Source organism: Prauserella alba (genome assembly GCF_024171735.1).
Lineage (GTDB): Bacteria > Actinomycetota > Actinomycetes > Mycobacteriales > Pseudonocardiaceae > Prauserella > Prauserella alba.
This window is the reverse complement of sequence record NZ_JAMTCH010000005.1, coordinates 69289-94657: the sequence shown is the minus strand read 5'-3', so window position 1 is coordinate 94657 and position 25369 is coordinate 69289. Positions and strand designations below refer to the sequence as shown.

The window sequence follows — 25369 nt, the reverse complement described above, 5'->3', positions numbered from 1 at the left end:
TGAGCGCAGGACATGCGCCGAACAGCGCCGCGTGGGGGTCCGGGGCGTGCCCCCGGCAGGGGTGTGGGCTTGGCCCCACAAAGCATCAACGGAAGCTGACAAAGCGAAACGCCCCTTGCGTGAGCAAGGGGCGTTTCGGCTTACGTGCGCGAGGTGGGAGTTGAACCCACACGTCCTTTCGGACACACGGACCTGAACCGTGCGCGTCTGCCATTCCGCCACTCGCGCGAGTGCCTGTCTGCGGCAGCTCCCATAGCCTAGCAGGCCGTTTCGGGGGCTTTCACCGGCCCCGGTGTCATGGGCGCCAAACCCAGATACGATCGATACCAGAGGGGCGTTCACCAGGGAGGAGGTTGTCCGGATTGGGTCGTGTTCAGCGTTTTGACCGGCGCCTCGAGAGTCTGGTGGGCAACACCTTCGCCCGGATGTTCGGCGGCAACGTCGTCACGGAGGAAGTGGCGCACAGTCTGGAGCGCGAGAGTGAGGACAACGTTCGTGAGCTCGCGGGCGGGCGGAAGCTCGCTCCGAACCACTACATCGTGTCCTTGGGTGCTGCAGATCACGATCGGATGGCGGGCGATGAGCAGCGGGTCACCGGATTGCTGGCGGACGCCGTCTCGCAGCATCTGTCCGAACACGGTTGGGACACCTATGGTGACGTCGTAGTTTCGCTAGAGCGCAACGAAGCGCTGCATACTGGACAGTTCAAGACCCGCTCGACCGTTGATCCCGACGTCACAGCAGCATTTGATGGCGACGGTCAAGCACGGCCGGCACGAACCAGCGACGCAGGAGACCGAGCAATGAGCCAGCCCGGCGGCTACGGCCAGTACGACCAGGGTGATCCGTACGGCCAGGGCCAGTACGGATACGGACAGGGACAGCCCGGCTACGACCAGTACGGCCAGGACCCGTATGCCCAGGGTTACGGCCAGCCCGGTTACGACCAGTACGGCCAGCCGGGCTACGACCAGGGTTACGGCCAGCCCGGCTACGACCAGTACGGGCAGGACCCGTATGCCCAGGGTTACGGCCAGCCCGGCTACGACCCCGGGTACGGCCAGCCCGGTTACGACCAGGGCTACGGCCAGCCGCCCCAGGACCCCTACGGCCAGCCGGGTTACGGGCAGCCCGGCGCCTACGACCCCGGTTACGGCCAGCCGGGCGGTTACGGCCAGCCCCCGCAGGACCCGTACGGCCAGCCTCCCGGTGGTTACGACCAGGGCTACGCCGCTCCGCCGAGCCCTCCCGGCGGCTACCCGGCGCAGGCTCCGCCCCCGCAGTCGGACCCGTACGGCCAGCCGGCGCAGGACCCCTACGGGCAACCCGGCTTCGGTGCACCCGGAGCGCCCGGCGCTCCCGCCGGCGCCCCGCCGCGGCCGCTGACGGCGTCGCTGCAGCTGGACGACGGTTCCAACCGGAACTACTCCCTCAAGCAGGGCAGCAACGTCGTGGGCCGCGGTCAGGACGCCGACTTCCGGCTCCCGGACACGGGTGTCTCGCGCCGCCACCTCGAGATCACGTGGGACGGCCAGAGCGCCACACTCGCCGACATCGGCTCGACGAACGGCTCGACGGTGAACGGAACCCCGGTCCAGACCTGGCAGCTGGCCGACGGTGACGTGATCCGCGTCGGTCACTCGTCGCTGGTGTTCCGGACCCAGGGCTGAACGAATCCGGGTTTCGGCCGGGGCTGCGGCAGCGGAACCCGGGTTTTTCGGCAATCCCGCATGGGCGCCGCGTGCTGGTCACGCATAATGGCGGCCATGTGGGGGCCTGCGGCGTGTTCGCCGTGGGGCGAGCGCGAAAAGGCGGGAGCTGACACAACAGGTGCCGGAGCTGGTCGTACAACTCACCAGAGCAGGGTTTCTGCTCCTGCTGTGGCTGTTCGTGTTCGCCGCGCTGCGCGTGGTGCGTTCGGACCTCTACGCGGCGTCCGGCCTGCGGGTGAACATCCCCAGTCTGCGCCGCGGCAAGGACAAGAAGCGTCCACGCGCGGGCGGACGCGGTGGCGGGAAGATGCCGCGGCAGCTCGTCGTCACGCAGGGCGCGCTGTCCGGCACGCGCATCGCACTCGACGGCAAGCCGATCCTGATCGGCCGTGCCGACGACTCCACGCTGGTGCTCGACGACGACTACGCGTCGACGCGCCACGCTCGGATCTCCCTACGCGGAGACGAGTGGTACGTGGAAGACCTGGGCTCGACGAACGGCACCTACCTCGACCGGGCTAAGGTCACTGCACCCCTCCGAGTCCCGCTCGGCGTCCCCATCCGGATCGGCAAGACGGTGATCGAGCTTCGCCCATGACTCTCGTCCTTCGCTACGCGGCACGCAGTGACCGCGGCCTGGTGCGATCCAACAACCAGGACTCGGTATATGCCGGCCCCCGCCTGTTGGCGCTGGCCGACGGTATGGGCGGCCACGCCGCCGGTGAGGTGGCCAGCAAGGTCGTCATCGCGTCGTTGGCGCCGCTCGACGACGACGAGCCCGGCGACGACCTCGTCAGTCAGCTCCGGGACGCCACCGTCCAGGGCAACCAGGCCATCGCGGAGCTGGTGTCGAACGACCCCGAACTCGACGGCATGGGCACGACGCTCACGGCTGCGCTGTTCTCGGGGTCGAAGCTCGGCATGGTCCACGTCGGCGATTCGCGGGCGTATCTGCTGCGTGGTGGGCAGTTCTCGCAGATCACGCGCGACGACAGCTTCGTCAACGAGCTGATCGAGCAGGGTCGGATCACCGAGGAGGAGGCGGCGACGCATCCGCAGCGTTCGCTCCTGCTCAAGGCGCTGACGGGCAGCGAGGTCGAGCCGAGCCTGACGGTGCGTGAGGCTCGGGCGGGCGACCGGTACCTGTTCTGTTCGGACGGGCTCTCCGGCATGGTCAGCAACGAGACGCTCGCCGAGGCGATGCAGATCCCGGATCCGCAGGAGTGCGCGGACCGGATGATCGAGCTGGCGCTCAAGGGCGGCGGTACGGACAACGTCACGGTGATCATCGCGGACGTGGTGGACGTCGACTACGGCGAGAACGCCCCGATCGTGGGCGGCGCCGCCGGTGACGGCACCGACGAGGGTCCGCAGGGCGACTCCCCCGCGGCACGCGCACGGGCGCTCACGGCGCCGCAGCAGCAGACGTCGCAGGCGCAGCAGGCCGAAACGGGCCCGCCGCCGGAGGATCCGAAGGCGAAGCGGCGCAAACGCGTCCGGCTGCTGGTCGGCATCGGGCTCGCGGTCGTGCTGCTCGCGGCGGCGGCGATCACGACGCGGTACTTCGTGATGAGCCAGTACTACGTGGGTGTCGGCTCGAACGACGAGGTCGTCATCTACCAGGGCGTTCCGGGCAGTGTGCTCGGTCTGGACCTGCACGAGGAAGCGGAAGGATCCTGTCCCCCGTCGTCGACACTGTGCGAGCCGCTGCGGCTGCAGGATCTGCAGCAGGACGCGCAGTCGGCGGTGTCGAACTCGGTCAAGCGCGAAGACCTGGCCTCGGCACGCGAGTACATCGACACCCTGCGCCGCAACAACATGCTGGAGATCTGCGACGACGAGCAGGAGCAGCCGCAGGGCGGCGGCATCATCGGCGGCATCGGTGACGGCGAGCGCCAGCAGAACGACGGCGGCGACAACGGCGGCACCGGCGACTCGGGCGGCTCCGGGCAGGACCGGCAGAACCAGGACGACTCGGCTTCCGGCGAAGCCACCACTCAGGCGGGACAGGACCAGCAGCCGGGGGTGGACTGCCGTCCGGCGCCCGGCTCGGGCGGTAACTGATGGCCGCAGCCGCAGGCAACGAGAGCGCGGTCGGGCGGCAGTACACCACGAACCCACCACGTGAGCTGCCGAAACGCCGCGGCACGGAGCTGATGCTGCTGGCGTTCGCAGCGGTCATCGTCACGACGGCGTTCGTCCTTGTGCAGATCAACCAGGAGCAGTCGCTGTCGTGGTCGATCCTCTGGTACGGCGGCGCTTACCTGGCGATCTTCAGCGCGGCGCACGTGGCGGTGCGGTTCTGGGCGCCGTACGCGGATCCGCTGATCCTGCCGTGCGTGGCGTTGCTCAACGGCCTCGGCCTGGTGACGATCTACCGGCTCGACCTGGCCGAGGCCGAACGTGCGCGTTCGCTGGGCCAGGAGTTCGCGGGCAGCGCGCCGCGGCAGGTGCTGTTCACGGTCGTGGCGTTGGCGCTGTTCCTCGCGGTGCTGCGCATGATCAGGGACCACCGCACACTCACCAGCTACGCCTACACGGCGGGTTTGGGCGGGCTGGTCCTGCTGGCGCTGCCCGCGATGCTTCCCGCGTCGTTGTCGGAGGTCAACGGCGCGAAGGTGTGGATTCGGTTGCCGGGGTTCTCGATCCAGCCGGGCGAGTTCGCCAAGATCCTGCTGATGATCTTCTTCGCGTCGTTCCTCGTCGCGAAGCGAGATCTGTTCATGACCGCGGGCAAACGGATCCTCGGCGTCGAGCTGCCGCGTGCGCGGGATCTGGGCCCGATCATCATCGCCGCGGTCGTGTGCCTCGGCATCCTCGTGTTCCAACGAGACCTCGGCACGGCGCTGCTGTTCTTCGGCATCACGCTGATGATGTTGTACGTCGCCACCGAGCGTGCGATCTGGGTCGTCGTCGGCCTGAGTATGTTCCTCGTGGGCGCGTTCATCGCCTACCAGTTGTTCACCCACGTGCAGCAGCGTGTCACCAACTGGATCGACCCGCTGGCGACCTACGACGACCCCGGCGGCGGCTATCAGATCGCGCAGGGCCTGTTCGGGCTCGGCACCGGCGGCGTGTTCGGCACCGGGCTGGGCGCGGGCAGACCGGAGATGGTGCCGGCGGCGCACACCGACTTCATCACGGCCGCGATCGGTGAGGAGATCGGCTTCGTCGGCCTGGCCGCGGTACTGCTGGTGTACCTGCTGCTGGCGATGCGCGGCATGCGCAGTGCGCTGGCCGTCCGCGACACGTTCGGCAAGCTGCTGGGCGGTGGCCTTTCGTTCGCGATCGTCATGCAGGTGTTCGTCATCGTCGGCGGGGTCACGAAGCTCATCCCGATGACGGGTGTGACGACACCGTTCCTGTCCGCGGGCGGATCGTCGCTGCTGGCGAACTACATTCTCGTGGCGCTGCTGCTGCGGATCTCCGACACGGCCCGCAGGCCACAGCAGCAGAAGCCGAGTGGTGAGGCGCCGCAGAAGCAGCTGGCGCCGATCGCCGAGGCGCACACCGTGATGGTGCAGCGCCCGCCGCAGCCGCCCGCAGGAGGAGGCCCGGCGGTGCCAGCCTCGGCCGAGCAGCAGGCGCCGGGGCAGCAACCACCGGGGTCCCAGGCTCCGGCACAGCAACCGCAGGCACAGCAACCGCAGGCACAGCAACCGGCGCCCGGGCAGGGCCAGCAGCCGGCGACCCCGCCCCAGGGCCAGACCCCGGTGCCGCCCACCCCGCAACCGGCGCCGCACCGGGCCTCCCGCCCCGAACCCGGCAAGGGGCAGGCACCCCCGCAGGCCGCCGAGCAGCGGCCGGCCGGCGGGCAGCAGGCGGAGCGGCCGGCACCGGCCGGTGAACCGGCCTGGCCGACCGAAGAGAGCACCGACGACGAACCGCACCGGGCGAAAGGGGATGACGCGACGTGAACACTCCCCTGCGCAAGGTCGGCATGGTCATGCTGGCGATGCTGACACTGCTGCTGGCCAACACGACGTACGTCCAGGTGGTCCGCGGTGACGACTACGCGTCCGACTCGCGCAACTCGCGGGTGCTGTACGAGGAGTACTCCCGGGAACGCGGCAAGATCGTCTCCAACGAGGCGGGCCAGGTGCTCGCGGGCGTCAAGCCGTCGAACGACAACTTCAACTTCCTGCGTACCTACCGCAACGGCCCGATGTATGCGCCCGTGACCGGCTACTACTCGATCATGTACGGCGCGGGCGGTCTGGAGAACGCCGAGGACGCGTTCCTCAACGGTTCCGACCCGCGGCTGTTCGTGCGCAGGCTGTCGGACATGGTCACCGGTCGCGATCCGCGCGGCGGCAACGTGCGGCTGACGATCCAGCCTGCGGTGCAGCAGGCGGCTTACGAGGCGATGACCGAGAACGGCTACACGGGTTCGGTCGTGGCCATGAATCCGAAGAACGGCGACATCCTCGGCATGGTGTCGACACCGTCGTACGACCCGAACCGGCTGGCTTCGCACGACGGTGACGAGCAGCAGCAGGCGTGGAAGCAGTACTCGGAGGCCGAGGGCAATCCGATGCTGAACCGGGCCGTGCGGGAAACGTATCCGCCCGGGTCGACGTTCAAGATCGTCACGACGGCCGCCGCGCTCGAGAACGGCATGGAACCGGACGCGAGTGTCACCCCGGACTCCGAGGTCACGCTGCCGAACACCTCGACGCAACTGGAGAACTACGGCGGCGCCACCTGCCCCGGCAGCACCCTCAAGGACGCCCTGAAGTACTCGTGCAACACCGCGTTCGCGGAGATCGCGGGCGACCTCGGCGCCGACAAGCTCCGCGCGACGGCGGAGAACTTCGGCATCGGCCAGGACGATCTGCAGATCCCGCTGGGTGTCGTGCCGTCGAGCCTCGGCGAACTGGAGAGCGAGGCTGCGCTGTATCAGAGCGGCATCGGCCAGCGTGACGTGCGGCTGACGCCGTTGCAGGACGCGCTGCTGGCGGCGACGGTCGCCAACGACGGCATGGCGATGAAGCCGCAGCTCGTCAAGGCGCGGTTGGCTCCGGACCTGTCGACCATCGAGGACATCGGCAAGGAGGAGCTGACCGGCGACCCGGCGATGTCGGCCGAATCCGCCGAGGCGCTGACGCAGATGATGATCCAGTCCGAGGAGAACACCGGCGGCGGTGGCAAGAACGCGGAGCTGAAGATCGCCTCGAAGACGGGCACGGCCGAGCACGGCTCCGACCCGAAGAACACTCCGCCGCACGCCTGGTACACGGCGTTCGCACCGCACGACGACCCGAAGATCGCCGTCGCGGTGATCGTCGAATCGGGCGGCAATCGCGGGCTGGCTGCCACCGGCGGCACGGTCGCCGCCGAGATCGCCAGGGCCACCATCTCGGCCGGGCTCGGGGGTGGCTAGATGCTGTCGACCGGGCAACTGATCGCGGAGCGTTATCGTCTGACCAGCCAGATCGCCGTCGGCGGCATGGGCGAGGTGTGGGAAGCCAGCGACACCCGTCTGGACCGGCCCGTGGCGGTGAAGATCCTCAAAGCCGAGTTGTCCGGCAACGCCGAATTCCTGCACCGGTTCCGCGCGGAGGCGAAGACGACCGCGTCGCTGAACCACCAGAACATCGCGGCGGTGCACGACTACGGCGAGACCGAAGCCGGCGAGTCCGCGATCGCGTTCCTGGTCATGGAGATGGTCGAGGGCGAACCGCTCGCGGGGATCCTGCAGCGCGAGGGCCGGATCTCGGCCGAACGCACCCTCGACGTCCTCGAACAGGCGGGCTACGCGCTGCAGGCCGCGCACGAGCGCGGGCTGGTGCACCGCGACGTCAAGCCCGGCAACATCATGGTGACGCCCACGGGGGCGGTGAAGCTGACGGACTTCGGCATCGCCAAGGCCGCGGATTCGGCACCCGTGACGCGCAACGGCATGGTGATGGGCACCGCCCACTACATCGCCCCCGAACAGGCGCTCGGGCAGGACGCCGAACCGGGAAGCGACGTCTACTCGCTCGCGGTGTGCGGGTACGAGTGCCTCGCCGGGCGCAGGCCGTTCCTGTCGGACAACGCGGTGACCGTGGCGATGATGCACATCCGCGACGTGCCGCCGCCGTTGCCGCCGGACGTGCCACCCGGGGCACGTGCCGTGATCGATGCCACACTCGTGAAGGATCCGCGCCAGCGCTATGCCAGCGGAGGCGAGTTCGCCGCGGCGGTCGCCGCGGTGAAGGCCGGCCATCCGCTGCCGATGCCGTCCGGGATCGCGGGCTACGGCACGGCCGGCCATGTCGCAGGCACGCCTGCAGGACAGGTCACACCGGCGGGACAGGCCGGTGGCCAGCCGCAGCCGAATACGGTGGGGCAGGGTTCGCACCCGACGATGCGGCCGGTGTCACCGGTCTCACCGGCACAGAACGGCGTCATGGGGGGCCACGGGGGTACGTCCCACGGCATGACTCCGCCGGGCGTGGGCGCGCCGGGGGCTCACCAGCGACAGCGGCCCGCGGGGATGTGGATACTTCTCACGTTGGCCGCAGTCCTGGTCGTGGCCGTCGTCGCCGCGCTGCTGATCGTGCTGCTCGGGCAGGACTCCGACGCGCCTCCGGGCAGGGTCGGGGACCAGCCGCCGCCGACCGGCGGTAACTGGTCGCAGGCGTCGGGCGACATCGGTGGCGACGGGGTCATCGGCGCAGTCGGCGTGAGCACCGCCGGTGAAACGACAACCGGTTCCGACGGCACCGTCGGGGCCCTGGACGAGAACGCAGAAGGCATGACGGGCACACCGTGGACGAAGTGGGACGGCACCGAGCAATGAGCGCACCGAGAATGCTCTCCAACCGCTACGAGCTTGGCGACACGCTCGGGTACGGCGGCATGTCCGAGGTCCACCACGCCCACGACGTGCGGCTCGGCCGTGAGGTGGCCGTCAAGATCCTGCGTGCCGACCTGGCCCGCGACCCCCAGTTCCAGGAGCGGTTTCGCCGCGAGGCGCAGAACGCCGCCGCGCTGAACCACCCGGCGATCGTCGCCGTGTACGACACCGGTGAGGCCGACACCGAGTACGGCCCGCTGCCCTACATCGTCATGGAGTACGTCGAGGGCAGGACACTGCGCGACATCGTCAAGACCGAGGGCCCGATGCCGGAGCAGCGGGCCATGGAGGTCATGGCCGATGTGTCGGCTGCGCTGGACTTCTCACACCGTCACGGCATCGTGCACCGCGACGTCAAGCCTGCCAACGTGATGATCACGCGGGGCGGTGCAGTCAAGGTGATGGACTTCGGCATCGCCCGCGCCGTGCACGACGGGCAGGCCGCGATGACGCAGACGGCCGCGGTCATCGGCACGGCGCAGTACCTGTCGCCGGAGCAGGCGCGGGGCGAGCGGGTCGACGCCCGCAGCGACGTCTACGCGGCGGGCTGCGTGCTGTACGAACTGGTGACGGGCGATCCGCCGTTCACGGGCGATTCGCCGGTGGCGGTGGCTTATCAGCACGTGCGGGAGGATCCGAAACCGCCGTCGGCGATGAACCCGGAGGTCTCGCCCGAGCTCGATGCGGTCGTGCTGAAGGCGCTCGCCAAGGGGGCGGACAACCGTTACCAATCGGCCGCCGAGATGCGCTCCGACCTGGTGCGCACCCTCACCGGGCAACGTCCGTCCGCGCCGATGGTGATGTCCGACGAGGAACGCACCCAGGTGATGGGCGCGCCCGCGGGCGGCCCCGCCGACGACTACGACGACGCCGACTACGCCCCCGCGTACGACGACGAGGACGAGCGGAGACGCCGCCGTAGGAAGGGCTGGCTCATCGCGCTGCTCGTGCTGCTCGGCGTGGGTCTCGTCGCGTTCGCCGCCTGGCTGGCAGGCGTGTTCGACAGCAGAACGACGACGGAACGGGCCGTTCCGGACGTCGTGGGGCAACAGACCGCGGTGGCGGTCGAACAGCTGAACAACGAAGGCTTCACGAACGTTCAGCAGGAAGAGGTCATCTGCCGGGCCCAGGCCGATCCGAGCGACCCGAACGCGTGCACCCCGGACCAGCGGGGCACGGTGCTGGCGGTGTCGCCGTCGGCGGGCACGCGCATGGACGTCAGCGAGCAGCTGACGATGCAGGTGGGCGTCAAACCGTCGCAGGTGCGGGTGCCGGACCTGCAGAGCCTGGACCAGGGCGAGGCCGAGCAGGCACTGAAGGACGCCGGGCTCTCGCTCGACCAGGACGTCGCGTACGAGGAGGTCGACGACGCGTCGGCCGTGGACACGGTCATCAAGCAGAACCCGGCCGCGCACCACGAGGTCGAATCGGGCACGAGCGTGAAGATCACGCTGGGCAAGGCGCCCGAGAAGATCACCGTCGAGAACATGCAGGGCAAGAAGTTCCCCGAGGCGAAGTCGCGACTCGAGGAGCTCGGCTTCACGGTGTCGCGCACGACCACCGACAGCGAACAGCCCCAGGGCACGGTGATCAGCCAGACGCCAAACGCGGGCGAGTTCGAACGCGGTCACACCATCCAGTTGACCGTGTCCAACGGCGCCAACCAGCAGATGGACATGCCGGATCTGACCGGCAAGACGTACCAGCAGGCTGTGCAGGCGCTGAAGGACGCGGGCTGGAAGGGCGGTCAGCCGAGCCGGGTCGCCGACCCCGGCGCCGACGAGGAGAACATCGGCAAGGTCACCAACAGCAGCCCGGCGCCCGGTGAGGCGATCACGAAGGGCCAGCCGGTGACCCTGTACATCGGTGCCGAGGAGGGCGGATCGTCGTCGTCATCCAGTGAGGAGGAGGACGACGGCGGCGGGATCTTCGACCCGCCCGGTGGCGGCAACCCCTGATCCACCCCGCGATGAGCCGTGACGGCCGCGCCGCCCTGCCGGGTGGCGCGGCCGTTCTCGTGCGTGGGCTTCTCGTGGTCTTGTCGTGCCGTGGTCTTCTCGTGCCGCGGTCTTCAGGCGTGCGGGGATCAGGCGTGTGGGGCTTCCGCGTCGCGCTCTCAGCGACGAACCACGGCGTGGCGCACCGCCGCGGCCGCCCGACCGGCGGGGTGAGCGGTCAGGCGGCTGCCTGCTGCAGGGACCGGGTGGCCTGTTCGAGGCTGTCGACGGTCGCGGGGGCGACGGCATGGCCCGCAGCCGCCATCCAGTTGGCGAGCATGCGGTGCCCGCCCTGGGTGAGGACGGACTCGGGGTGGAACTGCACGCCTTCGAGCGGCAACTCCCGGTGGCGCATGCCCATGACGACGCCGGACTCGGTGCGGCCGGTGACCTCGAAGACGTCGGGGATCGTCTCGGGCAGCACGGTCAGCGAGTGATAGCGCGTGGCGGTGAACGGTTCGGGCAGTCCGGCGAGCACTCCTGCACCGCCGTGCTGCACCTGGCTGGTCTTGCCGTGCAGCAGTTCGGGCGCGCGGTCCACGGTCGCACCCCAGGCGACGCCGAGGGCCTGATGGCCGAGGCACACGCCGAGCATCGGCACGCCGTCGGCGGCGCACCGGTTGATCACGTCGATGCTGCGCCCGGCGCGTTCCGGCGTGCCGGGGCCGGGCGAGACGAGCACGCCGTCGAACCGCGGCACCGTGTCGGGGTCGACGACGTCGTTGCGCCACACCTCGGGCTCGGCGCCGAGCTGCGCCAGGTACTGCACGAGGTTGTAGACGAAGCTGTCGTAGTTGTCGACGACCAGTACACGCATAACCGCAGGATACCGATCCGACAGGTGCGGACATGCCCCCAAGGGCACTGTGGTTGCATTGAGCGCCACCAAAGTGCCCCTGGGGGCGTTCGGACTACTGCACCGAGACGTCGTTGAACGGCAACATCGGTTCGACCCACGGGAACACGACGAACATCAGCAGCGCCACGACCGCCGCCACGAGGACGAGCGCCTCGACGACGCGCAGGGCGACGGGGCCGGGCAGGTGGCGCCAGATCCAGCCGTACATGTCACGCCTCCCCGATCGCGGCCAGCAGGTCGTCGTAGCCGGTGCCTTCGGCCTTCTTGTACTGGTTCGTCAGCACCCCGTGGATGATCATGCGTTCGGCGTCGGAGAACTGCGGGTGGCAGGTGGTGAGCGTGAGCAGCGAAGCCTGCGACGCCTTCGGCAGCGGGTTGCGGGCCTTGTACGGCACGGGCGCCACGGCGTCGCCGCGGTCCGGCAGCACGATGCGCCTGCCGAACGTCTCGTCGTAGGCGCCCTGCTTGTCCTGCAGCGGGGCGACGTTGGCGCACTGTTGCTGCCCGCCCTTGCTGTCGGCCCAGCCGTCGACCTCGTCCCGCATGGGCAGCACGCGGTAGACGTAGAAGCTGTCGCCGGTTTCGACGACGACGGGGTCGCACGAGTTCAGCAGGTCGAGGTCGTTGAACGGGGCGCCTTTGCCGACGCGGTGGCCGGCGATGCCGACGTTGCCGGGCTGGCCGGGCATGGCGGTGTTCTTGTAGTGCCCTGGGCCGACCTCCAGTGCGTCGGGGCCGACACCTTCCTGCACGGTGAAGCTCCAGTCGACACCGAACGTGGGGATGTACATGCGGGCGAACGCCTGGCCGTCCGCCGGGTCGACGTGGAGTTTCCGCTCGCCCTGCGGCGCGCTGCGCCATTCCTGTTCCAGCTGGGCGCTGGCCTCGCGTTGAAGCCTGCCGGACTTCCAGTTCGTGACGTACAACTCGTAGACCACGAACAGCAACAGCACGAGACCGAGCGTGATGAGCACTTCGCCGAAGCCTCGGACGGCGGTGCGCAGCTTTCCACCACGGGGCCGCGGCGGCGGCACCGGAGGCCGGTCCGCGGCGCTGGCCGCGGGGGATTCCGCACCGGTTGCCGGGACCCTCGCGGTCCCGGATTCCTCGTCGGACGTCGACAAGGGGGCTCCTCTCGCCCATGACTCCGGCCCGTGGTCGCGCGCTCCGCGTCACGCGCAGCGTCGCGCGCCGCGGTGCGGCGCGCTGCTCACGGGCTTCTCAGTACTGCTTCGGACGTCTGGGCGCTTACGTTAACGTGTCTTAGTGGCGGTGGCCCAAGTCCGCCACGCGTTTCGATTCGCAGAGCACGAGGGACATCAATGCCCAAGTCCAAGGTCCGCAAGAAGACGGCATACACCCCGCCGGCCGACCGGAAAACCCCGGTCAAGGTTGCCGCGGCCGGTCCGTCGCCGCTTCCTTACAAGATCGTCATGTTCGGGTTGATGCTGCTGGGACTGGCCTGGCTGGTCGTCAACTACCTCGCGGGCGACAAGATCCCCTTCATGTTGGAGCTGGGCAACTGGAACTTCGCGATCGGGTTCGCGCTGATGATCAGTGGCCTGCTCATGACGATGAAGTGGCGTTGAGCCGATCGGCGGATCGGCTCGGTACCGGCGCAGCACATCGGATTACACCGGTGTGATTGATCCCCACTGTGGATGCCCCTGTGGATAACTCCACTCTCAGTTGGTCGACACATCCTGGGCTGGTGGCGATCGGCTGGGTGCTCGCCGCGGGTGCGGCCGTCGGCGCGTTCGCCGCGTCCGGGTCGGCCGACCGGCCGGGCATGCTGCTGTTCGGTCTCGGTGCGGTGGCGATGGCATCGGCGGCCGCGTACGGCACGTTCGTACGTCCCCGGTTGGCGGCCGACGCCGCGGGCGTGCGGATCCGCAGTCTCGGCGGCACCAGACGGCTGGCCTGGCGCGAGGTCGGGATCCGGCTGACGACGGTGCGCAGGCTGGGGCGCGACGCCGCAGCGCTCGAGATCGAACCCGTCGCCGCTGCGCCGCACACCGCGGTCTCCGGGGCCGACGGCGACGAGGGCGTGCACTCGGGACTCGTCGTGCTGGGCTGGCTCGAACTGGGCGCCGACCCGCGCGACGTCCACGACGACCTCACCGCCCTGCAGGCTCGTCACGCCGGTCCTGGCTCGGACCGGGCGACGGGCGACTGAACCGGCGCCTGCGAGCTCACCGCCCCGACACCGGGGCGACTCGGCAGTGGATGCCCCGCTCGGCGGCGAGGACGCTGGTCAGACGGTCGCTCCGGTGCAGAGCGCAGGGTAGCCGCGGCAGATGTCGGACGCGATCGTCGAATCGCGGTAGATGATCAGGCCGACGCACGCTGCGACGAGGAGCGCCACGACCGTGGCCTGGTAGGCGGTGCGGTCCTTCTGCGGGCCGTACAGCATCGCCACCATCACGAGCGCACCCGCGACCAGGCCGCCGAGGTGACCGAGCAGCGAGATGCCGGGGATGGTCACGGTCAGCACGAGGTTGATCGCGATGATGCCGATCGCGCCGCCGGGGTTGAGTTTCAGCCGCAGGACCGCGACGAGCAGGGCACCCATGAGGCCGTACACGGCGCCGGACGCGCCCGCAGTTCCGGTGTTCAGATCGCCCAGCAGGAACACGGCGGTCGACCCGCCGAGCAGCGACACGAGGTACAGCGCGAGGAACCGGACCTTGCCGAGCAGCAGCTCGAGGTCCTTGCCGAGGATCCACAGCGCGAGCATGTTCATCGCGAGGTGGAGCAGGCCGTAGTGCAGGAATCCCGAGACGCCCAGCCGTAGCCACTCGCCCTGGAGGTGGATGGCCAGCGGCCACAGCGAACCGTCCTCGAGCAGCGCCGAGTTCTGGTTGTTCATCGGGTCGCCCGCCTGGGCGGCGGTGACGACGTAGAACAGCACGTTGACCGCGATCAGCAGCGGCGTGACGACGTTCTTCGACGACACGCGCGCCCCGGCGACCGTGCGGTCGCCGGGGCGTAGCGGCTGTGGTCGGCGCTGCTGGGCACGTGCGGCTTCGACACAGTCGATGCACTGGTAGCCGACGGACGCCTCACGCAGGCAGTCCGGACAGGCCGGACGGCCACAGCGCACACAGCTCAGACCCGTCGGCTTGCCCGGATGCCACCAGCAACCGGGCCGGGCACCGCCGTCGGCCCTGGCCGGTTCGTGGTCGGGCGGATACGGAGGCTGAGTCACTGCACGTGCCGGTGAGAGATCAGGAGCGTTCGATCTCGACCGACTCGATGACGATGTCCTCGAGCGGCTTGTCGGCCGGGCCGGTGGCGACGCGGCCGATCTCGTCGACGACGGCGCGCGACGAGTCGTCGGCGACCTCGCCGAAGATCGTGTGCTTGAAGTTCAGGTGCGGCGTGGGCGCGACCGTGATGAAGAACTGGCTGCCGTTGGTGCCCGGTCCGGCGTTGGCCATGGCCAGCAGGTACGGCCGGTTGAACTGGAGCTCCGGGTGGAACTCGTCGTCGAACTTGTACCCGGGGCCGCCGCGGCCGGTGCCCGTCGGGTCACCGCCCTGCAGCATGAAGCCCTCGATCACGCGGTGGAAGATGGCGCCGTCGTAGAACGGCCCGCTCTTCTCGCCCTTCGCGTTCGGCTGCGTGTACTCCTTCGTGCCCTCGGCGAGACCGACGAAGTTCGCGACCGTCTTCGGGGCGTGATCAGGGAAGAGGTTGATGGCGATGTCGCCACGGTTGGTGTGCAGAGTGGCCTTGAACTTGGTACCGACCACGCTCTCGTTGCTCTCAGTCACACGAATCATCGTGCCATCCCGGGCATAATCCGGCGGTAAGGGGCAGGATGGCGGGTAGTGTGACACGCAGACAACCAACGAATAACGAGGTGGAGGCGATGACTCGAACCGCGGAGGCGGGTGAGTCCGTGAAGGACCGGCTGACCGATGGCACCGACGAGGTCGTGAAGTCCTCGCGCCGTGCCCAGAAGAAGCTGGCCGCGCAGGCCAAGAAGGCCAGCAAAGAGGTCTCCAAGAGCGCGAAGAAGGCCAAGCAGGTCGCCGACGAGCGCCGTGACGGGCTGACCGAGCCGACCCGCAAGGCCAAGAAGGCCGCCGTGAAGGCCGCGAAGGCTGCGGGCGAGTCGAAGCGTCGCGCCAAGAAGGACTTCAAGGCCGCCAAGAAGGACTTCAAGGTGGCGATGAAGGAGGCCAAGGGCGCTGCATCCGGTGGCGCGGAGACCGGCGAGAAGAAGAAGCGCAAGAAGCTTCCGATTCTGCTGGCCATCGCCGTGATCGCCGGTGTCGCGTACGCGCTGCGGCCGAAGCCGGAGACCCCGGTGGCGCCTGCCCCGCCGCAGAGCACGGACAACCCGGAGACGGGCGGCGTGGCAGGCAGCAACGGCCAGCCGAGCGCGACGCCGCAGCCGAAGCAGGCCTGAGACACCGTCGCGACGCCGAACCACCGGCCACGCGCAACACGGCGCCGGCCGGCGGGTGCCGGTTCCGACGACGGGCCAGCTCGCCGACGAGCACAACGAAAGGGCTACCTTCCCGGTCCGGGAAGGTAGCCCTTTCGTGTGGAATCCGGGTGGTCAGCCCGCGTGCTTCTGGATGAGCGCGCCGAGTCGCGGCAGCGCCTCCACCACGTTCTCCTTGCCCTTCGGGCGCAGCTTCTCGTAGACCTTCTTGATGGAGTCGCGCGAGGACTTCTCGGCGCGGGCGTCGGTGACCGACAGCAGCGCGTCGGAGGCCTCGTCGCTGCGCGTGGGCAGGTAGGCGCCGAAGTCGCCGCCGCCGTTCGCCTTGAAGTCCGCGAAGATCGGCTCGAGGGCCGCGACGAAGTCGTCCAGCAGGCTGTCCACAGCGGAACCGATGATGCCCGGCTTGATCTTCTTGACTGCGCCGTAGCCGGTCTTGATGACCGTGCCGGACACGCCGCTCTTGTCGTCGACCTCCTGGTCGATGAGCGTGGTCAGGTCGGTGACGACGTCCGGACGACGGGTCGAGTCGAGCAGAGCTTCCTTGAGGGTGTCAGCCACGAGATCTTCCTTTGTCACTTCGAAATTCGGAGGGGGACCCGTGCAGCACCGGACGGTCGATCGTCACCTGAAAAGGGGAAGCGGCGATTCTTGATCAACGCTGAGTGGTCTGCACGTGTGGCGCAACCCTAGTACACCGGTGTAGCCGTACTCACGTCGTGGCCCGTTCTGCGTCGTCAACCGGTCACTCTGTGCGAGGAATCGACGTCGTCGCCGGTCGCGGGACGTGGTCACAGGCCGAGCGTGGCGATGACGTCGGTGGCGACGGTCCTGGCCTTGATGCTCTGTGCCTGGTTGGTGGTGACGACGACGGCCGTGCCCTGTTTCGCCACGGCGTAGACGGCGCCCTCGTCTCCGGACAGGTAGCCGCCGCTCCAGCCGGGCGGCTGCTCGGTGGGGTTCGACGTGTCGATGGGTGCGGCCCGGTCGACGATACCCGTGGCGACGTCGGGGTCGCCGGTGAACACCTGCGTGGTCAGCTGGACCTCGCCGTCGGGCCGGTAGAAGAAGCACGTCGGATGCGGCTCGTCGGTCGAGATGCGGACTTCGCTCACGCCCTGCCCGTTGGCCCGTTCCGCGTCGGCGGTGGGCAGGTAGGGGCAGGCGTCGACGGCTCCCGCCGGCTGCGGTTCGGGCGGCAGTTGCGGTGCGGGCTGGGTGCGAGTGACAGTGCGGGTCGGCTGTCCCGTGGCGGTACTGCCGCCGCCGTCGCCGCCGGGTTCCGGGATGTCGCAGCCGGCGAGGGTGACCGTCGCGGCTGCGAGGCCTGCCAGGACGGCACGAGTACCGAACGCGGGAGGTCGTCGCATGGCCACCGAGTCAACCAGAAGGCCGGGCGCGTGGGCGGCCGGACCCGAACGTGTCGGCCGGCACGGATGGCCGGTTCCCGTCCGGCCGGGCACGCTGGCGCTGGGGCGGAAACACGGCGCCGGGAGCGGTGTGGTGCGGTCGGCGGACGACGTGACATCCGCACCGGGTTTCCGGGCACGGCGGGCGCACACCGGGAGGTAGGCGACATGACTGACAGGGGCCGGCCGACGGCGGACGAGGGACTCGCGCTGCGGGTGGCCGAGCTGCTCGACGGCGTGATCGGCGACGACGTCATCGGCTGCTACCTGCACGGGTCGGCGGTGCTGGGTGGGCTGCGGCCCGCGAGCGATCTCGACGTGCTCGCGGTGACGCGGCGCGGGCTCGACGACGACCGGCGGCGGGAGTTGACGCGTGGGCTGCTCGGGATGTCCGGGATCGGCGGCGGGTTGCGGCCCGTGGAGCTGATGGTGGCGGTCCGCGGCGACGTCGCAGGCGATACCCCAGATCCGGACGGTGCGTCGCGGTCCGGCGCGGAGGACGGCGACGTGACGCGGGGTGGTGCGGAGACGGCGGACGCCGCGTCGCGGCGGTTTCCGCCGGTGGTCGACTACCTCTACGGCGAGTGGCTCAGGGACCGGTACGAGGCGGGTTACGTGCCGCGGCCGGAGCCGATGCCGGACCTGGTGTTGGCGATGGTGTCGGCGCTGGCCGGCAACCGGACGCTGGCGGGACCGCCGCCGGCCGAGGTGCTGGCGCCGCTCCCACACGCCGACGTCGTCCGCGCGAGCCTGGCGGGCCTCGACGAGGCGCTGTCCGGTGTCGACACCGATACCCGGAACGTGGTGCTCACGGTGGCGCGTGTGTGGGTGACGATCGAAACGGGCGAGATCCTGCCCAAGGACGAGGCCGCGGCGTGGGCGGCACAGCGGCTGCCCGAGGAGTACCGCGCCGTCATCGAGCACGCGCGGGAGCTGTACCTCGGCAGTGAGTACGCCGAGGAGGTGTGGCCCGCCCCGGTACTCGCCCGGGTACACGGCTGTGTGGAGCACATGGCCGCCGCGGCGCGGGCGGCGTCCGGCACTCCGCAGGACACGTGACGGCCACCGGCCGGCGAGCTGTGCAGCTCGAGTGGGCCGTCTGACGTAGCCCACCGCGGACTCGAGAGGCGGAAACTGTCGCGGGCGGACGGTAGCGTGAGAAATGGGGGTCCCCAGGTGACGCGAAGGGTCCACTCGCGTCATCGGGCCCGGTACGGAAGCCCGGCACGGTGGATCCGGCACGGCGGGCCCGATGCGGAAGCCCGGCATGCTGGATCCAGCACGGTGGGCCCCGGCACGAAGAACAACGACGTTCGCGAAGCGACTGGGGGTTTCAATGACGACCGCACCCGTGGACGACCTGGACACGAGCCTGCAGGCCGTCGGTGACATCGTCGCCGGCATCCGCGCCGATCAGTGGCAGTCCGCGACGCCGTGCAGCGCGTGGTCGGTACGCGACGTGACGAACCACCTCGCCCTCGGCAACAAGCTCTTCGCCGGGCTGCTGGCCGGTAAACCCGGCTACCCGCTCGACCCCGGCCGTGCCGACGCGCTCGGCGACGACCCCGCAGGCGCCTACCGCACGCACGCCTCCGACATCGTCACCGCGTTCCGCAGGCCGGGCGCACTGGAACAGGTCATCGAAGCGCCCGTCGGCGCCATTCCCGGCATCGCCGCGGTACAGCTGCGAACCGTCGAGGACCTCGTGCACGGCTGGGATCTCGCCACCGCCACAGGCCAGCGCGTCGACTACCCCGACGCCGTCGTCGAGCGCGCGCTCGCGTTCACCCACCAACAGCTGGCAAGCATGGGACGCGGTGACGACGGGCCGTTCGCCCCGCCACAGCCGCACCCGGACGACGCCGCACCGATCGACCGTCTCGTCGCTCTCCTGGGACGCCGCCCGGGCTGAGCGGGAGGAGAGACCATGAACAACGACGCCACACCCGGCACGGACGAGGCTGCCACGGCGGAGCTGCTCACCACGGGGGACAACTGGGCGAGGGCGATCGTCTCGAACGACCCCGATCGGATCGCCGGCTTCACGGCGGACGAGTGGGTGATCGTCTCCGATACGGGAATCACGTCCAAGGAGCAGTTCCTGTCGGTGGTCCGCTCGGGCGAGCTGACCCATTCGACGTTCGACCGGGTCGACGACGCCAGGGTGCGTTTCTACGGCGACACAGCAATCCTGACGACACGCATCACGAACACCGCGAATTTCCGCGGACAGCAGTTCGACGCCGACGAGTGGACGACCGACGTGTTCGTCAGGCGGGACGGACACTGGTCATGCGTGTTGAGCCACGTCACCGCGGCCACCTCCGCCTGACGCCCTTTTCCGCATCCCGTTCGGTCACCCTCCCTCCGGGAGGTCGACGCGCTGAGCCGACCACGGAACTCGTGCCAACGACACACCACCGGGGCCGCATCACGGCTGCCCCACGTTCAAGGGGCACCCGGAGAACACCTACTACTCACCGGTGACCGTCAGCCTCACCCCGTCGACCAGGCGGTACGGGGCGGACGCGACGAGGTCACCGACCACGCGCCGCAGCCGTGACACCTCGGCGCGCGCCGTCACCGTGTGCCCGTCGTCGCCGAACAGGCCCCGGCCGAGCGCCGCCGCGTCGAGACCGTCCGGACCGGCCTCCGCGATCAGCGCCAGCACCTGCGCCTGCCGCCTCGTCAACCCCGCAGACCACGACCCGTCGCCGCCGTGCACCCGCACCACGGGATCGCCCGCCAGCTCCAGCTCGGCGACCATCGGCGCCCGGTCGCGGCGCGGCCGCAGCAGCCAACCCTCGCCGAGTCGTTCCGGGGTGCACAGCCCGAGACCCGCGACCGTCATCGGCAGTCCTTCCCGCGGCACGGCAACCCGCGCACCGGCCGCGATCCCCGACCGCACCGCGACCCAGCCCTCGTCGTCGACGACCAGCAGCGGTTCCCCCACCCCACCGAGCACGGGTTCCGCCGTGCGGCGCAGCCGTTCGAGGCGCTGTTCGTGCAGTCGCCACAGTCCGGATTCGGCGAGCCGCACCGACGTCTCAACCAGCGCACCGATCGCCGGATGCAACGTCGGCGCCGGGCCGCTGATGTCCACCACACCGGACAGCTCCCCCGTCACCGGCGAATGCACCGGTGCGGCGCAGCAATACCACGGGTGCTGCGCCGACTCGAAGTGTTCGGCGGCCAACAGCTGCACCGGCGCCGCCTCGACGAGGGCCGTGCCCACCGCGTTGGTGCCGACCGTGGTCTCGGTCCACCGCGCCCCCTCGGCGAAGCCCAGCGCATCGGCGTACGCCCGCACCCGCGCGGCACCGTCGCGCCACAGGATCACGCCGTCGGCGTCGGTCACCACCACCAGGAACGGCGACGTCTCGGCGGCACGGCCCAGCAGTTGACGCAGGTCGCCGATGACCGGTTCCAGCCCGGACCGGCGCCTTCGTAGCTCCAGCTCGGGCAGCGATACCACGGCGCGCGGCGACCCCGACACGTTCAGGCCGAGGTCCAGCATCCGCGACCACGACCGCTCCACCACGCCGCGCGGGCGGACCGGCGGACGCGACCCGCCGAGCACAGCCTCGTGCACCCGCTGCATCACGCGCGCGTGCTCCGACAGGTCGGTCGGCAGCCCCGACAACGCCATCTCACCGGCCACGACAGCACCTCCCGACGACACCTCCCGCCGGCCCCGGCGCGTGCAACGCGACGCAACGCTGGCCCGACCGGCGACTCTGCGCGGACTGTGTATCCCACATCACACGATGAACCACGTGGCCGCAAGGGAGGGCCCCAATGACGCAGACCCTCGGTTCTCCGCAAACCGACTCGCTGCCGAGCCCGCAGCGCAAGGCCGAGAACTGGCTGACCGGTTTCGCCGACGCACTCGCCGCGCGAGACATCCCCCGCGCGGCGAGCATGTTCGCGGCGACCAGTTACTGGCGCGACCTCATCGCGTTCACCTGGAACATCACCACCACGGAGAATCCCGACGGCGTGACGCGGCGGCTCGAAGCGACCCTCGGCGAGGCCGACCCCGCGCACTTCGCTCTCGAAGAACCACCCGAGGAGGCCGACGGTGTGATCACCGCGTGGTTCACCTTCGAGACGGCGGTCGGGCGGGGACGCGGCCTGGTCCGCCTCGTGGCGGAGGACCACGAGACCAAGGCGTGGACGCTGCTGACCACGATGTACGAACTCAAGGGCCACGAGGAACCGCGCGGCACGCACCGGCCGATGGGTGCCGAACACGGCATCAACCCGCAGCGCCAGACGTGGGCCGAGAAGCGGGCGCAGGAAGAGGCCGAACTCGGCACCACGGTGCAGCCGTACGTGCTGGTGATCGGCGGCGGCCAGGGCGGCATCGCGCTCGGTGCGCGGCTGCGGCAGCTGGACGTGCCCGCACTGGTGATCGACAACCATCCCCGCCCCGGTGACCAGTGGCGCGGCCGTTACAAGTCGCTGTGCCTGCACGACCCGGTCTGGTACGACCACCTGCCCTACCTGAAGTTCCCCGACAACTGGCCGGTGTTCGCCCCGAAGGACAAGATCGCCGACTGGCTCGAGTCGTACGTCAAGATCATGGAGGTGCCGTACTGGGGCTCCACCAAGGCCACCTCGGCGACGTTCGACCCCACGACGAAGGAGTGGACCGTCGAGATCGACCGCGACGGTGAGCGGATGACCCTGCACCCGAAACAGGTCGTGCTGGCCACCGGCATGTCCGGCAAGCCGAACGTGCCGCAGCTGCCGGGGCAGGACGTGTTCCGCGGCGAGCAGCACCACTCCTCGCAGCATCCCGGGCCCGACGCCTACACGGGCAAGCGCGTCGTCGTGATCGGCAGCAACAACTCGGCGTTCGACATCTGCGGCGCGCTGTGGGAACACGGTGCCGACGTGACCATGGTGCAGCGCTCGTCGACGCACATCGTCAAGAGCGAAAGCCTCATGGAGATCGGCATGGGCGACCTGTACTCGGAACGCGCCCTGGCCTCGGGCGTGACCACCGAGAAGGCCGACATGATCTTCGCGTCGCTGCCGTACCGGATCATGCACCGGTTCCAGATCCCGCTGTACGAGCAGATGAAGGAGCGCGACTCCGAGTTCTACGCGAAGCTCGAACGCGCCGGGTTCTGGCTCGACTTCGGCGAGGACGAGTCCGGCCTGTTCCTGAAGTACCTGCGGCGCGGCTCGGGCTACTACATCGACGTCGGCGCGGCCGACCTCGTCGCCGACGGGCAGGTGAAGCTCGCGCACGGCCAGGTCGAACGGCTCACGGAGGACTCCGTCGTGCTGGCCGACGGCACCGAGCTGCCCGCGGACCTCGTCGTGTACGCCACGGGCTACGGATCGATGAACGGCTGGGCCGCCGACCTGATGGGCCAGGAGGTCGCCGACAAGGTGGGCAAGGTGTGGGGGCTCGGTTCGGACACCGCCAAGGACCCCGGCCCGTGGGAAGGCGAGGAGCGCAACATGTGGAAGCCCACGCAGCAGGAGGCGCTGTGGTTCCACGGTGGCAACCTGCACCAGTCCCGGCACTATTCGCTGTACCTGGCGCTGCAGCTCAAGGCGCGGCACGTCGGCATCCCCACGCCGGTACGCGAACCCGCCGAGGTGCATCACCTGAGTTGACGGGAACGGTCACCGGTGAAAGCCCCCGGGGGCACCCTGGTTGCATTCAACGCAACCAGGGTGCCCCCGGGGTGTCGCACGTGCCACCACGCACACCGGCACCTCCCTGGCACCCCGCCCACCGGCCGGATGGTCGATGATGGAGGTGACAGCGGCGAGCCGAGGGAGTGAACGTGGTGGCGACCGAGCCGAACGAGCAGACCGACGACACCGGTCCCGTCGACACCGGTCCCGTCGACGGCGAGCGCGCGGAGGCCGACGCAACGGCCGCCAGCACCGACCCCGCAACCGGTGCGGTCGACGCCGTCGAACCCGAGTCGCCGGACGAGCGCATTCGCCGCCGCGTGGGCCGCATCAGGTGGCTCACGTTGCTGAGCAGCACCCTGTCGGTCCTGCTGGCCATGGCGGCGACGGTGCCGACGACCGACCGCGTGCTGTGGACGTTGCTCGTGGTGACTTCGGTGCAGTTCGCGTTCGTCGTGCCCGCGTCACTGGTGCTGGCCGAGCCGAAGCGATGGGCGCGCACCGTGCTGCTCGTCGCCACACCGGTGAGCGCGGTGATGTGGGTCGTCGCGCTGACCCAGACCGAGTGGCTGCTGCTGCCGGGGAACATGCTCCTCGTGCTCGCGTTCATACCGCTGCGTGACGCCGAGATCGCCGACTTCTTCCGCCGCCGCGACCGCTCGCTCGCCGACATCCGCGCGGGCCGCTGAGCCGACACCGACGCACCGCGCAGGACCCGCACGGCGTGTTCACACGGCGGCTACGCCCGCCCCCGCATCATGACGTGGCGACTCCGCGCGCCCTCATCCGTGCCCGGGTGAGGACCTCCGGCGGCCCGGAACCCGGCGCCTGCCAACATGGAAGCAGCCGCAAGCGGCCGTTCCCGGTCGCCGCGAAGGAGCCGCCGGTCCGCACGAGGACCCGGCCGGACGAAGGAGAGAGTGTGACGACATCGCCGCAGCGCGCGGGTAAGGCACCGGCGTGGACCAGCTACGGCATCGACGTGGTGCGCGGCGCGCTGATCGGCACCGCCGAGACCGTTCCCGGTGTCAGCGGCGGCACGGTCGCACTCGTCACGAAGGTGTACGACACGGCGATCACCTCGGCGGGACACCTCATCTCCGGTGTGGTCCGCACGGTGTCGGACCTGCCGCGCGGTAAGGGCATGGGCAGGGCGTCCGAGGAGTTCCGTTCGGTCGCCTGGCGGACGATCATCCCGCTGCTGGCGGGCATGTTCGCCGCACTGCTGATCATGGCGAGCCTGATGGAGGTGTGGGTCGAGGAGCACCCCGTGCAGACGCGCGCGCTGTTCTTCGGCATGGTGCTGGCCTCGCTGTGGGTGCCGTACTCGATGTCGAGGAAGGCGCCTGCGAAGGACTCCCTCGGTGGCCGTTCGCCCTGGACGTGGAAGGACGGGCTGGTCGCGCTGGTCACGGCCGTGGTCGTGTACGTCCTGGTCAGCCTGCCGCCCGGTGACCTCGAAGCCACCGCACCGGTGATCATCCTGTCGGCGGCCGTGGCGATCTGCGCGCTGGTACTGCCCGGCCTGTCCGGTTCGTTCCTGCTGCTCACGATCGGCCTCTACCAGCCGACGCTCAGCGCGGTGAACGACCGCGACCTGGCCTACCTCGGTCTGTTCGCCCTCGGCGCCGTCATCGGCCTCGGGTCGATCGTCAAGGTGCTGCAGTGGCTGCTGGAGCACCGCAAGCGCATCACGCTCGTCGTCCTGACGGGCCTCATGGCGGGCAGTCTGCGGGCGCTGTGGCCGTGGCAGACCGAGGAGCGTGGCCTGCTCGCGCCCGGCGACCACCTCGGCATGGCGCTCACGCTGGGCGTTGTCGGATTCGGCGTGGTCGTGGCCGTGATGGTGGTCGAGGCGCGCATGACGCGTAAGCAGGAGACCACGCCCGCCGCGTGACCCGCTCGCCGGGCCATTCGGTGCTGGCTGTCGGTGTCGACCCGCTCGAAGGCTACGTCCGAACCCGCACCGCGCATTACGACCCGTCGTTCGTCTCCGCGGACCCGTCGTTCGTGCACGCCCACATCACACTGCTCGCGCCGTGGCTGCCCGACCCCACGCAGGACGACCTGGACGTGGTCGCCCGCATCGCCGCGGAGGCGCCCGCGTTCGACACGGTGCTGGCGAGGATCGAGACGTTCCCCGACGGGCTCATCCACCTGCGCGCCGACCCCGACCGACCGCTGCGCACGCTGACCCGCTCGCTCACCGCCGCGTTCCCGCAGTGCCCGCCCTACCGCGGCGAGTTCGGCGACGTGGTGCCACACCTGACGCTCGATCGCGTCGCCGACGGCATCACGCCGGAAACGGTCGCCGCCGACCTGGGCGGTGTGCTGCCCGTGCGACTCCGCGTCGACCGGATCGACCTGCAGTGGTGGGAGAACCACAATTGCCACGTGCGCGAGTCGTGGAAGCTGACCGGCGGGAGGTGAGCGG

At 69.8% G+C, this 25369-nt stretch carries 25 protein-coding genes and 1 tRNA gene; 17 read left to right on the top strand and 9 right to left on the bottom strand.

All coding sequences use genetic code 11. From position 1 onward, the window contains the following. Positions 1–145 precede the first annotated feature (145 nt). Positions 146–228, bottom strand: a tRNA-Leu gene (locus LY12_RS16100). A 134-nt stretch (positions 229–362) separates the two neighbouring features. Here LY12_RS16100 and LY12_RS16095 point away from each other — a divergent pair. The 7 genes from LY12_RS16095 to pknB all read left to right on the top strand — a co-directional run bounded on the left by LY12_RS16095 (position 363) and on the right by pknB (position 10514). Next, positions 363–1670, top strand: coding sequence for an FhaA domain-containing protein (locus LY12_RS16095; protein ID WP_253857607.1), 1308 nt, complete (start codon positions 363–365; stop codon positions 1668–1670). Positions 1671–1830: 160 nt separating this feature from the next. Further along, the gene (locus LY12_RS16090) at positions 1831–2310 is read left to right on the top strand and encodes an FHA domain-containing protein FhaB/FipA (RefSeq protein ID WP_253857606.1); all 480 of its coding nucleotides are present in this window, start codon (positions 1831–1833) and stop codon (positions 2308–2310) included. Continuing rightward, entirely contained in the window at positions 2307–3776 is a 1470-nt protein-coding gene (locus LY12_RS16085; protein WP_253857605.1) for a PP2C family protein-serine/threonine phosphatase, read from the top strand. Before LY12_RS16090 ends, LY12_RS16085 begins: the two co-directional genes overlap by 4 nt. After that, on the top strand, positions 3776–5629 hold the full coding sequence (locus LY12_RS16080) for an FtsW/RodA/SpoVE family cell cycle protein (RefSeq protein ID WP_253857604.1): 1854 nt from the start codon (positions 3776–3778) through the stop codon (positions 5627–5629). Before LY12_RS16085 ends, LY12_RS16080 begins: the two co-directional genes overlap by 1 nt. After that, entirely contained in the window at positions 5626–7095 is a 1470-nt protein-coding gene (locus LY12_RS16075; protein WP_253857603.1) for a peptidoglycan D,D-transpeptidase FtsI family protein, read from the top strand. Before LY12_RS16080 ends, LY12_RS16075 begins: the two co-directional genes overlap by 4 nt. Further along, entirely contained in the window at positions 7096–8499 is a 1404-nt protein-coding gene (locus tag LY12_RS16070; protein WP_253857601.1) for a serine/threonine-protein kinase, read from the top strand. Then, positions 8496–10514, top strand: coding sequence for a Stk1 family PASTA domain-containing Ser/Thr kinase (gene pknB, locus LY12_RS16065; protein WP_253857599.1), 2019 nt, complete (start codon positions 8496–8498; stop codon positions 10512–10514). Before LY12_RS16070 ends, pknB begins: the two co-directional genes overlap by 4 nt. Positions 10515–10731: 217 nt before the next feature. Here the strand turns inward: pknB and LY12_RS16060 are convergent, their stop codons facing one another. The 3 genes from LY12_RS16060 to LY12_RS16050 all read right to left on the bottom strand — a co-directional run bounded on the left by LY12_RS16060 (position 10732) and on the right by LY12_RS16050 (position 12536). Then, a complete protein-coding gene (locus tag LY12_RS16060; protein WP_253857597.1) occupies positions 10732–11370 on the bottom strand; it encodes an aminodeoxychorismate/anthranilate synthase component II in 639 nt (212 codons plus the stop codon). A gap of 94 nt (positions 11371–11464) precedes the next feature. Next, positions 11465–11620 (bottom strand): hypothetical protein, encoded by a 156-nt coding sequence (locus LY12_RS16055; RefSeq protein WP_253857595.1) that lies wholly within the window; start codon positions 11618–11620, stop codon positions 11465–11467. A 1-nt stretch (position 11621) separates the two neighbouring features. Next, the gene (locus LY12_RS16050) at positions 11622–12536 is read right to left on the bottom strand and encodes a class E sortase (RefSeq protein WP_253857593.1); all 915 of its coding nucleotides are present in this window, start codon (positions 12534–12536) and stop codon (positions 11622–11624) included. 198 nt (positions 12537–12734) lie between these two features. Between LY12_RS16050 and crgA the strand changes: the two genes are divergently transcribed. After that, complete coding sequence (crgA, locus tag LY12_RS16045; RefSeq protein ID WP_183780859.1) at positions 12735–13001, top strand: cell division protein CrgA; 267 nt, start codon at positions 12735–12737, stop codon at positions 12999–13001. A gap of 122 nt (positions 13002–13123) precedes the next feature. Beyond that, positions 13124–13588: a PH domain-containing protein gene (locus LY12_RS16040; protein WP_253857591.1), complete on the top strand. Its 465-nt coding sequence runs from the start codon at positions 13124–13126 to the stop codon at positions 13586–13588. Positions 13589–13666: 78 nt separating this feature from the next. On the opposite strand, the gene LY12_RS16035 is transcribed toward LY12_RS16040, so the two are convergent. Next, a complete protein-coding gene (locus LY12_RS16035; protein ID WP_253857589.1) occupies positions 13667–14620 on the bottom strand; it encodes a rhomboid family intramembrane serine protease in 954 nt (317 codons plus the stop codon). 19 nt (positions 14621–14639) lie between these two features. Further along, complete coding sequence (locus LY12_RS16030; protein WP_183647358.1) at positions 14640–15197, bottom strand: peptidylprolyl isomerase; 558 nt, start codon at positions 15195–15197, stop codon at positions 14640–14642. An 89-nt stretch (positions 15198–15286) separates the two neighbouring features. On the opposite strand from LY12_RS16030, the gene LY12_RS16025 reads away from it, so the two are divergent. After that, positions 15287–15829, top strand: a complete 543-nt coding sequence (locus LY12_RS16025; RefSeq protein WP_253857587.1) for a hypothetical protein — start codon at positions 15287–15289, stop codon at positions 15827–15829. Between the two features lie 153 nt (positions 15830–15982). On the opposite strand, the gene LY12_RS16020 is transcribed toward LY12_RS16025, so the two are convergent. Then, positions 15983–16429, bottom strand: coding sequence for a DUF6918 family protein (locus LY12_RS16020; RefSeq protein ID WP_253857586.1), 447 nt, complete (start codon positions 16427–16429; stop codon positions 15983–15985). A gap of 230 nt (positions 16430–16659) precedes the next feature. Continuing rightward, positions 16660–17238 (bottom strand): DUF2020 domain-containing protein, encoded by a 579-nt coding sequence (locus tag LY12_RS16015; protein ID WP_253857583.1) that lies wholly within the window; start codon positions 17236–17238, stop codon positions 16660–16662. A gap of 207 nt (positions 17239–17445) precedes the next feature. Here LY12_RS16015 and LY12_RS16010 point away from each other — a divergent pair, with 207 nt between their 5' ends. From LY12_RS16010 to LY12_RS16000, 3 genes are all read left to right on the top strand, one after another. Beyond that, positions 17446–18336, top strand: coding sequence for an aminoglycoside adenylyltransferase domain-containing protein (locus LY12_RS16010; RefSeq protein ID WP_253857581.1), 891 nt, complete (start codon positions 17446–17448; stop codon positions 18334–18336). Positions 18337–18613: 277 nt separating this feature from the next. Then, positions 18614–19189 carry a TIGR03086 family metal-binding protein gene (locus LY12_RS16005; protein ID WP_253857579.1) on the top strand — a complete coding sequence of 192 codons (576 nt, stop codon included), beginning with the start codon at positions 18614–18616 and terminating at the stop codon, positions 19187–19189. 15 nt (positions 19190–19204) lie between these two features. Then, on the top strand, positions 19205–19609 hold the full coding sequence (locus LY12_RS16000) for a nuclear transport factor 2 family protein (protein WP_253857577.1): 405 nt from the start codon (positions 19205–19207) through the stop codon (positions 19607–19609). A 141-nt stretch (positions 19610–19750) separates the two neighbouring features. Here LY12_RS16000 and LY12_RS15995 read toward each other — a convergent pair whose 3' ends face one another. Continuing rightward, positions 19751–20938, bottom strand: coding sequence for a sigma-54-dependent transcriptional regulator family protein (locus LY12_RS15995; RefSeq protein WP_253857575.1), 1188 nt, complete (start codon positions 20936–20938; stop codon positions 19751–19753). A gap of 137 nt (positions 20939–21075) precedes the next feature. Here LY12_RS15995 and LY12_RS15990 point away from each other — a divergent pair, with 137 nt between their 5' ends. From LY12_RS15990 to LY12_RS15975, 4 genes are all read left to right on the top strand, one after another. Further along, positions 21076–22911 carry a flavin-containing monooxygenase gene (locus tag LY12_RS15990; protein WP_253857573.1) on the top strand — a complete coding sequence of 612 codons (1836 nt, stop codon included), beginning with the start codon at positions 21076–21078 and terminating at the stop codon, positions 22909–22911. 176 nt (positions 22912–23087) lie between these two features. Further along, positions 23088–23624: a hypothetical protein gene (locus LY12_RS15985; RefSeq protein ID WP_253857571.1), complete on the top strand. Its 537-nt coding sequence runs from the start codon at positions 23088–23090 to the stop codon at positions 23622–23624. Between the two features lie 233 nt (positions 23625–23857). Further along, positions 23858–24832 (top strand): DUF368 domain-containing protein, encoded by a 975-nt coding sequence (locus LY12_RS15980; protein ID WP_253857569.1) that lies wholly within the window; start codon positions 23858–23860, stop codon positions 24830–24832. Beyond that, positions 24829–25365 carry a 2'-5' RNA ligase family protein gene (locus LY12_RS15975; protein ID WP_253857567.1) on the top strand — a complete coding sequence of 179 codons (537 nt, stop codon included), beginning with the start codon at positions 24829–24831 and terminating at the stop codon, positions 25363–25365. The genes LY12_RS15980 and LY12_RS15975 overlap by 4 nt, the downstream gene beginning before the upstream one ends. Positions 25366–25369 lie beyond the last annotated feature (4 nt).